Source organism: Albidovulum sp., assembly GCF_041919395.1.
In the GTDB taxonomy this organism is placed as follows: Bacteria; Pseudomonadota; Alphaproteobacteria; order Rhodobacterales; family Rhodobacteraceae; genus Albidovulum.
In genome coordinates this window covers 1-9,853 of sequence record NZ_JAYRTX010000108.1, presented here as the reverse complement: position 1 = coordinate 9,853, position 9,853 = coordinate 1, and the positions used below count along the sequence as shown (strand labels likewise).

At 68.8% G+C, this 9,853-nt stretch carries 10 protein-coding genes; 7 read left to right on the top strand and 3 right to left on the bottom strand.

Annotated elements, in window-relative coordinates; all coding sequences use genetic code 11:
* Positions 1-44 precede the first annotated feature (44 nt).
* The gene (gene hpbA / locus ACMUOO_RS14960) at positions 45-2,081 is read right to left on the bottom strand and encodes an N-methyl-L-proline N-demethylase HpbA (protein ID WP_301919474.1); all 2,037 of its coding nucleotides are present in this window, start codon (positions 2,079-2,081) and stop codon (positions 45-47) included.
* A gap of 118 nt (positions 2,082-2,199) precedes the next feature.
* Here hpbA and ACMUOO_RS14955 point away from each other — a divergent pair, with 118 nt between their 5' ends.
* A complete protein-coding gene (locus ACMUOO_RS14955; protein WP_301919473.1) occupies positions 2,200-2,838 on the top strand; it encodes a TetR/AcrR family transcriptional regulator in 639 nt (212 codons plus the stop codon).
* A gap of 97 nt (positions 2,839-2,935) precedes the next feature.
* Here the strand turns inward: ACMUOO_RS14955 and ACMUOO_RS14950 are convergent, their stop codons facing one another.
* Positions 2,936-4,483, bottom strand: a complete 1,548-nt coding sequence (locus ACMUOO_RS14950; protein WP_413855676.1) for a trimethylamine methyltransferase family protein — start codon at positions 4,481-4,483, stop codon at positions 2,936-2,938.
* Between the two features lie 175 nt (positions 4,484-4,658).
* The gene (locus ACMUOO_RS14945; RefSeq protein WP_301919471.1) at positions 4,659-5,327 is read right to left on the bottom strand and encodes a 5-formyltetrahydrofolate cyclo-ligase; all 669 of its coding nucleotides are present in this window, start codon (positions 5,325-5,327) and stop codon (positions 4,659-4,661) included.
* Positions 5,328-5,516: 189 nt separating this feature from the next.
* Here ACMUOO_RS14945 and ACMUOO_RS14940 point away from each other — a divergent pair, with 189 nt between their 5' ends.
* From ACMUOO_RS14940 to ACMUOO_RS14915, 6 genes are all read left to right on the top strand, one after another.
* Entirely contained in the window at positions 5,517-6,032 is a 516-nt protein-coding gene (locus ACMUOO_RS14940; protein ID WP_413855675.1) for a YbjN domain-containing protein, read from the top strand.
* A 104-nt stretch (positions 6,033-6,136) separates the two neighbouring features.
* A complete protein-coding gene (locus ACMUOO_RS14935) occupies positions 6,137-6,514 on the top strand; it encodes a hypothetical protein (protein WP_301919469.1) in 378 nt (125 codons plus the stop codon).
* Between the two features lie 98 nt (positions 6,515-6,612).
* Positions 6,613-7,128, top strand: coding sequence for a ubiquinone anaerobic biosynthesis accessory factor UbiT (gene ubiT / locus ACMUOO_RS14930; protein WP_301919468.1), 516 nt, complete (start codon positions 6,613-6,615; stop codon positions 7,126-7,128).
* Positions 7,125-8,123 carry a ubiquinone anaerobic biosynthesis protein UbiU gene (ubiU, locus tag ACMUOO_RS14925; RefSeq protein WP_301919467.1) on the top strand — a complete coding sequence of 333 codons (999 nt, stop codon included), beginning with the start codon at positions 7,125-7,127 and terminating at the stop codon, positions 8,121-8,123. Before ubiT ends, ubiU begins: the two co-directional genes overlap by 4 nt.
* The gene (gene ubiV / locus ACMUOO_RS14920) at positions 8,114-9,037 is read left to right on the top strand and encodes a ubiquinone anaerobic biosynthesis protein UbiV (protein ID WP_301919466.1); all 924 of its coding nucleotides are present in this window, start codon (positions 8,114-8,116) and stop codon (positions 9,035-9,037) included. The genes ubiU and ubiV overlap by 10 nt, the downstream gene beginning before the upstream one ends.
* Before the next feature lie 62 nt (positions 9,038-9,099).
* Positions 9,100-9,846, top strand: coding sequence for a glycosyltransferase domain-containing protein (locus ACMUOO_RS14915; RefSeq protein ID WP_301919465.1), 747 nt, complete (start codon positions 9,100-9,102; stop codon positions 9,844-9,846).
* Positions 9,847-9,853: the final 7 nt, after the last annotated feature.

The following is a 9,853-nucleotide window of genomic DNA, read 5'->3' as shown; positions in this document are numbered from 1 at the left end:
GGCGCCCCCGCGCCCCCTGCGAGGCCGCGGCGAAGGCGCCGGCCCTAGAGGTCCTTGACGAGCCTGAGGGCATCGTAGATCGCCGCGTGGGTATTGCGCGCGGCCACCGCGTCACCGATGCGGAAGAGACGGAAGCGGCCGTCGGGATTTCGCAGAACGTCCTGCACGCCGCCGGTGGAAAGCGCCTCGTAGTCCACCTCGCCGAGGTTCTTCGACAGCGGTTTCAGCTCGAAATAGAGCTCGTCCAGCGGGCGGGTGCCGTGGTTGACGACGACCTGATCGACGACACGCTCGCGCCGGAACGCGCCGTAGTCGCTGCCGAGCGTGGCGCGGAGCCGGTTGCCTTCGCGCGCCACCGAGAGAAGCCGCCAGGTGACGGTGAAGGTCGTGTCCCGCTTCTGCAGGTTGCGCATGTAGGGCACGAGGTTCATCGCCATGACCTCGGGCGCGAAGCTGCGGTCGGGCGTCACGATCTCCACCGCCGCGCCGGTGGCGGAGATGAGATCGGCGGCCTGCAGCGCCGCATGGTCGCCCGCGTCGTCGAAGATGAGCACGTTCTGCCCCGGCTTCACGTCGCCCGAGAGGATGTCCCAGGCGGTATGGACGAGGTCGTTGCCCCCCGCCAGCACCTCGGCGTGGGGCAGCCCCCCGGTGGCGACGATCACCTCGTCGGGATCGGTCGCCAGCACCGCATCGGCGTCGGCGTAGCTGTTGAAGCGGAAGCCGACGCCCTTCTTCTCGCACTGTGCCATCCGCCAGGAGATGATCGAGATCATCTCGCGCCGGCGTTCGTCCCGCGCGGTCAGGCGGATCTGCCCGCCCGGCTGGTCGCCGGCCTCGAAGACCGTGACCGCGTGCCCGCGCTCGGCCGCGACGCGCGCCGCCTCGACCCCGGCCGGGCCGGCGCCGACGATCGTCACACGCTTCTTCGCGGGCGCGGCGGGGATCGTGTGCGGCATCGTCTCTTCCCGCCCCGTCGCGGGGTTGTGCATGCAGAGCGCGATCCCGCCCTGGTAGATCCGGTCGAGGCAGTAGTTCGCGCCGACGCAGGGGCGGATGTCGTCCTCGCGCCCTTCGATGACCTTGCGCACAAGATGCGGGTCCGCGATGTGCGCGCGGGTCATGCCGACCATGTCGAGCTTTCCCGAGGCGATGGCATGGCGCGCGGTCGCCACGTCCGGAATCTTCGCCGCGTGGAAGGTGGGAAAGCCGGTCGCGGCCCTGATTTCGCCGGCGAAGTCGAGGTGCGGGGCATTCCGCATGCCCTGGATCGGAATGACGTCGGTCAGACCCGGATCGGTGTCGATGTGCCCCTTCACGACGTTGAGGAAATCCACGAGTCCGGAGTTCTTCAGCCTGTGGCTGACCTCCATCCCTTCTTCCCTGGTCATGCCGCCGGGCAGGTCCTGATCGCCGGTGTAGCGCACTCCGACGATGAAATCCTTCCCGCAACGGGCACGGATCGCGCGCAGAACGTCGAAGATGAACCGCAGGCGGTTGTCGAGGCTGCCGCCCCAGGGTGCTTCAAGATCGTTGGTCAGGGGCGACCAGAACTGTTCCAGGAGGTGGCCGTAGGCTTCCAGCTCGATCCCGTCGAGGCCGGCCGCCTTCATCCGTTCGGCGGCATCGGCGAAGTCCCCGACGATGCGGGCGATATCCCAGTCCTCGATCCGCTTCGGGAAGGCCCGGTGCGCCGCCTCGCGCTCGTGGCTCGGGGCAAGCACAGGCAGCCAGTCCCCCTTGTCCCAGCGTGTGCGCCGGCCAAGATGGGTGAGCTGGATCATCACCGCCGCGCCGTGGTCGTGGCATTCGTCGGTGAGCTTCTTCATCCAGCCCACGACCTCGTCCTTCCAGGCGAGGATGTTGTTGAACACCGGCGGGCTGTCGCGCGAAACCGAGGCGGAGCCCGCCGTCATCGTCAGCGCCACGCCGGCCTTGGCGCGCTCCACGTGGTAGGCGCGGTAACGGCCCTTCGGCATCCCGTCCTCGGGGTAGGCCGGTTCGTGGCTGGTGATCATGATGCGATTGCGCAGCGTCAGGTGCTTCAGCCGGTAGGGCTGGAGGAGCGGATCGTTCGACATGCGGGGACTCCCTGTCATTCCTCGCGCAGTTCACCAAAAATGTTCATGACTGTCAAGATTACGGTCATGCCGGAACATTTTCTTGCGGAGCCGTGGCGATCAGCCTAGCCTGACCGCCATGGCAGGCGACGAAAAGACCGGGACGGGCTGGCGCGGATCGCGCGAGGGGTGGCTGGAGGCCGCTTACGGCGCGCTGGTCCGCGAGGGGATCGACGCGGTGAAGGTCATGGCGCTCGCGGAAGAACTGAGGCTGTCGCGCACCAGCTTCTACTGGTTCTTCGAGAACCGCGACGACCTTCTGGCAGCGCTCGCCGACATGTGGGAGGCGCGGACGACCGCCCCGCTTGTCGCCGCGACGCGGGAATACGCCGAGACCGAGACGGAGGCGATGCTGAATGTCATCGCCTGCTTCCTAAGACCCGAGACCTTCGACGCGAAGCTTGAGTTCGCGATGCGCGGCTGGGGCCTCAAGGATCCCGCCATCCTCGCCCGTGTCACCGCGGCCGACGGGCAGCGGCTGGAAGCCCTGGCACGGATGCTGGAACGCTGGGGCCACCGGCCTGCGGATGCCGATGTTCGGGCGCGCACCGTCTACCTGGTGCAGATCGGCTATATCTCGATGCAGGTCGAGGAAACGCTGGAGATGCGGCTGTCCCGAATTCCGACCTATGTCGAGATCTACACCGGCCGTGCGCCCGAGCCGCGCGAGATCGCGCGGTTCCGGGGGCGCTTCGGTCCGGGTGCGGGGCCGGCCTGACGGGCGCCCGGTCCGAAACGCGCAACGCTTATTCCGTCGCGGCCGAGCGCCCGGCCCAGCCAGCCGGTCCCGCCGAGGATGCCGATACTGGCCATGGTCAATACCACATGTCGGGGACCGCGGCCTTGCGGCGGTCGACGAAGTCGCGCAGCGCCTCGTCGATGCCCTCGTCGAGCGGCGGCGGCTCGTATTCCGCCAGGCGCTTCTTCCAGAGCCGGTTGGCGCGCGTGGCGGCGTCAGATGAGCCGTTCGCCTCCCATTTCTCGAAGGGCTCGTTGTCGGAAAGCTCGCTGTCCCAGAATGCGGTCTCGTAATGGGCCATGGTATGCGCGCAGCCGAAGAAGTGACTGCCGGGGCCGACCTCGGCGAAGGCATCGACGGCAAGCTGGTCGTCATCCACCTCGACGCCCTTCAGGTAGGAATGAAGCGCGCCGCAGAGGTCGGCATCGAGCATGAACTTCTCGTAGGACATGGAGAGAAGCCCGTCGAGAAAGCCCGCCGAATGGAGGATGTAGTTGGCCCCGCAGTGGACGGCGGCGAGCATCGACATCGTGCCCTCCATCATCGCCTGCGCGTCCGGCAGCTTCGAGGTGGTGAAGTTGCCCGAGCAGCGCAGCGGCAGGTTCAGCCGGCGGGCGAGCTGGCCGATGACCATGCTGCCGATCGCGGGCTCCGGCGTGCCGAAGGTGGGGCTCCCGGACCGCAGGCTAATCGAGGAGAGGAAGTTGCCGAACACGACCGGCGCGCCGGGCCGTTCGAGTTGCGTCAGGGCGCAGCCCGCGAGCGTCTCGGCCAGCGACTGCGCGATGGCGCCGGCGCTCGTCACCGGCCCCATGGCGCCGCCGAGGATGAAGGGGACGAGCACGGTCCCCTGGCCGGCGCGCGCATATTCGCGCATGCCCTTCGTCATCGTGCCGTCCCAGACGAGCGGCGAGTTGACGTTGAAGTTGCCCATGATGACGCAGTTGCTGTCGGCGAACTCCGCCCCGAAGAGGATCCGCGCCATCTCGACGCTGTCGGCCGCCCGGTCGGCGGCGGTGACCGAGCCGAGGAAGGCGCGGTCGGAATAGCGGACATGGGCATAGACCATGTCGAGGTGGCGCTTGTTCACCGGCACGTCGGTCGGTTCGCAGATTGTGCCGCCGGAATGGTGGAACCAGGGCGAGGACTGCGCGAGCTTGATGAAGTTCTCGAAGTCCTGAAGCGTGCCGAAGCGGCGGCCGCGGTCGAGGTCCATCACGAAGGGCGACCCGTAGGCGGGGGCGAAGACGACATTCCGGCCGCCGATCCGCACCGAATTGGCGGGGTTGCGCGCGGCCTGGGTGAATTCGGCCGGCGCCGTCTTCACGATCTCGCGCAGCATCCCCGGCGGGAACTTCACCCGAACGTCCTGCACCTCGGCACCGGCGCGGCGCCAGAGCTCCAGCGCCTCGGGATCATCGCGGAAATCGATCCCCGTCTCGGCGAGGATGCGGTCGGCGGCGGCCTCGATCTTCTGCAGGTTCTCTTCGCCCAGCACGTCGTAGGTCGGAATGCCCCGGACGATATAGGGCACGCGCGGCCCGGCCTGCGGTCCTGCCCGGTCGCGCCGGCGCGCCTCGCGCCCTCCACCCGGCTTGCGGCCGCGCGGAGCGGCAGCCTCCATCGATTCCGGCACAGCAATATCGGACACGGACTTGCCTCCGTCACAAGCATCATCGGGGCAGAGTAGACCGAACCGCGCGGGGTTGTGGCATGAGAAAAACGCCGTCCTCTCATGAGTTCTGGTTATCCGTGGGTCGCGACGGCCGGGAAGGGGCGGGGTGGCCCGCCCCAGCACGTCAGATCTCCACCAGGATGCTTTCGTCCAGGGCGATGTCGTAGGGCTGCGGGAAGATCGTCGGGAGCTTCTGGAAGGAGAAGCCGACGCCGATGGTCCGCGGGCCGCGCCCGGCGGCGCGGAGCCGGGCGAGCGTGCGGTCGTAGAAGCCTCCGCCATAGCCGAGGCGGTAGTTTGCCGCGTCGAAGCCGACGACGGGCGCGATCACGATGTCGGGCACGACCTCGGGGGAAGTGTCCGGCGGGATCGGAATGTTCCAGACGCCGCGTTCGAGCGTCTCCTCCCCGGTCCAAAGCCGGAAGACGAGCGGCGCTGCCTTTCGGACGACGACCGGAAGGCAGGTGCGCGCGCCGGCCGCGCGGGTCGCCGCGGCCCAGCGTCTCAGGTCGGGTTCGCCGCGGAAGGGCCAGTAGAGCGCGACGGTCCGACCTGCGACCGGCCCGAGCCGCCGGTCGAGTTCCGCCGCGATCTCCGCGTCCGCGCCCGTCCGCGCGGCGACCGGCACCGCCTGGCGGCGCGCGATCAGCCGCTCGCGCTCGGCCTTGCGCCAGCGCGCCACGTCGCGCTCGGTCGCGGCGTCGGCGATCCCGGCGAAGGAGGGGTCGAGTTCGTGCAGGAAACAGGGAGGTGAGGCATAGTCGCGCCGCTCGTCCTCGTCATCGCCGCCCATTCTGTCCTCCCTTGCCCCGGGGCCTCGCCTGCCCGGACCCAGTCTGCCCGGAATGGCGGCGGGGCGCACGCCGGAATCCGCCGGAATCGCGCTATTCCCGCCGCCCGGCGGGACTGACGCAGGTCAAGTACCGAAATGCACGCTGCTGATATGGAATCATTCGGTGCAGGGTTCGGAGGGAGGGACGTCGTGTCAGGATCGGAATTGCCGGCGAGGTCCGGACCGTGGGTATGGCCGCGCGTCCTCGGTCTGGCCGCGGTCGGCGGGCTTTGCGTGCCGGCTGGCCACACCGCCGCCGAGACGCTCGATGCCGGCGACCCCGGGGTCGTCGCGGCGGTGATGCAGGGAAACGGCTACCGCGCGGAACTTGCGTACGAGGCCGACGGCCAGGCCTATATCGGCAGCGCGACGCAGGGCCTGAACTTCGAGGTCGATTTCTATTTCTGCACCGGCGGCCGCGACTGCAAGTTGATGGCGTTTCTGGCCTCCTTCACGCTCGATGAAGACGTTCCGGTCGCGATGGCCGACACTTGGAACCAGGAGCACATCTTCGGCCGCGCCTTCCTCGGGCAGGAGCCGGACCGGATCTACATCGATCATGTCGTGCTCACCGAGGGCGGGCTGACCCGTGAAAACCTCGCCTATGTGCTCAGCAGCTGGAACAACGTCATCGTGGAGTTCGCCGACGCCATCGGTTACCGCTGACTGGTCGCGCCAGCGTGATCGGCAGGGCCTGCCGGACGCTCCCCTGCCGCGCTATGATGCGACCAAGCCCGCGTGGCCCGGCCCGCATAGACCCCGGAGGTTTCATGAGATCCCTTGCCCTTGCGCTGCTCGCGGCGCTCTCGCTTGCCACCCCGGCCGCGGCCTTCACGGCCGAGAACGGGTTGATCGTCCGGCCGGAGGGGCCGGATGCCTTCGTTATCCCCTGGCGCGGCAAGTCCGGCCCGGCCGACTTCTGGTGCGCGGCGGGCGACTATGCGGTGCGGGCGCTGCGGCTGCCGGTCACTGCGAAGGTCTATCGCGCCTCCGAGCCGCCGCGGCGGTCGGGCGAGGGGGTGCGCTTCACGCTCCGGGCCGATCAGGCCGCATCCGCCTCGGGCCTCGCGCTTCTCTGGCCGCGGGGTGCCGGCGTGTCGGCGGGATTCGCGCAATCCTTCTGCGAGAACGGGATCAACCGGCGCTGATCCGACCGGAAACAGGGCGGAACGGGGGGCGCCCGCACCCTTGCCAGAGTTGATCTTAGTCAAGTGAAACGGGCGGCAATGGTGCTAAGCGACGGTCCATGAGCACCCCCGATTCCGGCCGCGCCGCCCGCCCGATATTGCCTCCGCTGCCTCTCTTCCCGTTGCAGCCGATCTTTGCGCGGATCGTGCGGCGGATCGCTGCGGAAAATCCGTCGATGTTCAACCGCCTCGGCCCCTGGGTGGGGGCGAGCTTCATCATCGACCCGGTCAATCTTCCCTTCGCCCTGCACCTCGTGCCGGATCGCGACCGTCCGCTTCTGCGCGCCGTGTCGCGCCGCGCGCTGCCGGCCCATGTCGCGCATATCTCGGGGCGGTTCCTGGACCTTCTGGAACTGATCGACGCCGATCTCGACGGAGACGCGCTGTTCTTTTCCCGCGCGTTGGTGATCGAAGGCAATACCGAGGCGGTGGTGTCCCTGCGAAACGCGCTCGACGACATCGACGGCTCGGTGGCGGAGCGTGTCGCGGCGATGTTCGGGCCACCGGGACGGGCCACGCTCGCCATGCTGAGGCGCGCCGGCGAACGTGCGCGGGCCCGGGAGGCACGGGCATGACCACGGCGGAGCTTGTCTGTCCGGCCGGTACGCCGGCCGCGCTCAGGACCGCCGTCGATGCCGGCGCCGACGCGGTCTATTGCGGCTTTCAGAACGCCACCAATGCGCGGAACTTCCCGGGGCTGAACTTCACCCCCGACGAGATGGCCGAAGGCGTCGCCTATGCCCATGCGCGGGGTGCCAAGGTGCTTCTGGCACTCAACACCTTCCCGCCTGCAGGGAAATTCCCGCTCTGGCAGGAGGCCGCTGACCTCGGCGCGCGGTACGGCGTCGATGCGATGATCGTCGCCGACATGGGTGTCGCGGAGTGGGTGCGCCGCAGCCATCCCGGCCAGCGCCTGCACCTGTCGGTGCAGGCCGCCGCGTCGAGCCCGGAGGCGATCCGCTACTATGTCGAGGCGTTCGACATCAGGCGTGTCGTCCTGCCGCGCATCCTGACGGTGCCGGAGATCCGTGCGCTTGCGGCCGAGATTCCCTGCGAGATCGAGACCTTCATCTTCGGCAACCATGGCCTGATGGTCGAGGGGCGCTGCTCGCTCACGAACTACGCGACGGGGCTCTCGACGAACATGGACGGAGTCTGCTCGCCCGCCAACGACGTCGAATACCGCCGCGAGGCCGACGGGTCGATGACGACAAGGCTTGGCGCCTTCACGATCGACCGCTTCGCCCCGGAGGAAACCGCCGGCTACCCGACGATCTGCAAGGGCCGCTATCGCGCGCCGTGCCGGCCGGAGGGATATTATGCCTTCGAGGAGCCGATCAGCCTCAACCTGTCGCAGCTTCTGCCAGATCTCATGGCCGCCGGCGTCCATGCCTTCAAGATCGAGGGCCGCCAGCGGTCGCGCGCCTACGTGCGCCAGGTGGTCTCGGCCTTCCGCGCCGCGGTGGACGCGATCCGCGCGGGGCGGCCGCCGGAACTGGCGAACCTTCTTGCCCTGACCGAGGGGCAGAAGGAAACGCAAGGCGCCTTCAAGACCAAGACATGGCGGTGAAGATGGAACTTACACTCGGCCCGATCCCGTTCCACTGGTCGGCGGAGGCGCGGCGGGACTTCTATGCGCGGATCGCCGACGAGGCGCCTGTCGACACCGTCTATCTCGGCGAGGTCATCTGCTCCAAGCGCGCGCCCTTCTTCGAAGCCGACCTGCCCGATATCGCGGACAGGCTGGAAGAGGCGGGCAAGCGCGTCGTCTTTTCCTCGCTTGCCGAGATCATGCTGAAGCGCGAACGGAAGGCGACCGAGGGGCTCTGCCAGGGCGAGGACGGGCGCGAGGTCGAGGCCAACAACGCCGCGGCACTTCTGCATCTGATGGGCAAGCCGCATCGGGTCGGGCCCTACATGAACGTCTACAACGAAGAGACGATGGCCTTCCTCGCCGCGCGCGGGGCCACCCATTTCGCGCTGCCCGCGGAACTGCCGCGAGCGGCGGTCGCGGTGCTGTGCGACCGGGCGCGGACCCTGGGCGCGGGCGTTGAGGTGCAGGTCTTCGGCCGCGCCTCGCTGGCGCTCTCGGCGCGCTGCTACCACGCGCGGGCGCACGGCCGGACCAAGGACAACTGCCTTTTCGTCTGCGAGGAGGACCCCGACGGCATGCCGCTCGACACGCTCGACGGCAAGGGGTTCCTGACGGTGAACGGCATCCAGACCATGTCGCGGAGCTATCTGAACCTGGCCGAGGCGGTGCCGGAGATGGCCGCCCTCGGCGTCACCGCGCTCAGGCTCGGGCCGCAACAGCAGGACATGGTGGCAATCGCCCGGATCTACCGCGACCTCGCCGACGGGCGCATCGGGCCCGACGAGGCGACGGCGCGGCTCGAGGCGCTGGGCATGGAGGTCGGCCTTTCCGACGGCTTCTGGTGGGGCGAGGCGGGCTACCGCAGGATCGCGCGCGCCGCCTCGGCGTGATGCCCCCTGCCATCGGCCCGCCGCCCGGCTATAGTCGGCACTGGAACCACGCGGGCGCGCCGATGTCACTCGTCCTCTATTCTGCCCACTACGGTACGGCCGATCCCTTCAATGGCGGAGTCTTCGGCGGATTTCACTCCTGCCGGCGCGTGCTCTTCACCGACCGGGAGGACCTTCGCCTGCCCGGCGTCGATATCGTCCACGATCCGCTCGACGGCCTCGACCCCGCGCGTGCGTCGCGCCGGGCCAAGCTGCGCCCGCACCTCCATTTCCCGGATGCGGAATGGTCGATCTGGCTCGACAACAAGTCGCGGCTGCGCCGCGACCCGATGGACGTGCTCGCCGCCTGCCGGGCCGAGGCGGAGGCCGACTTCTACGCCTTCCGGCATTTCCGCCGCGACTGCGTCTACGACGAGTTGCAGACGGCCTGGGAGAACGGCCTCGACGACTACAGGATCCTGAAGGAGCGGGAGCGGACCTACCGCACGGAGGGGATGCCGGCGCACGCCGGACTGATCGAGGGGCATTTCCTCCTGCGCCGTCACAACGCCCCCGCGCTGGCGCGCTTCGGCGAACGTTGGTTCGAGCATGTCCTGCGCTTTTCCCGCCGCGACCAGATCTCATTCCCGTACCTCGCCTGGCGGCTCGGCCTCGGCTACCGCATGATCGAGACGCTCGACTGGAGGGAGACGGTCGAGTTCTCGGTCCACGACCGCAAGGGCCGCAAGCCGGACTTCCCGCGCCGCAACCTGCTCTACCAGGAGGCGCGGCGGGTCTATCACCGGCTGCGGGGCGCGCGGCGCCGCTGACCTCGGC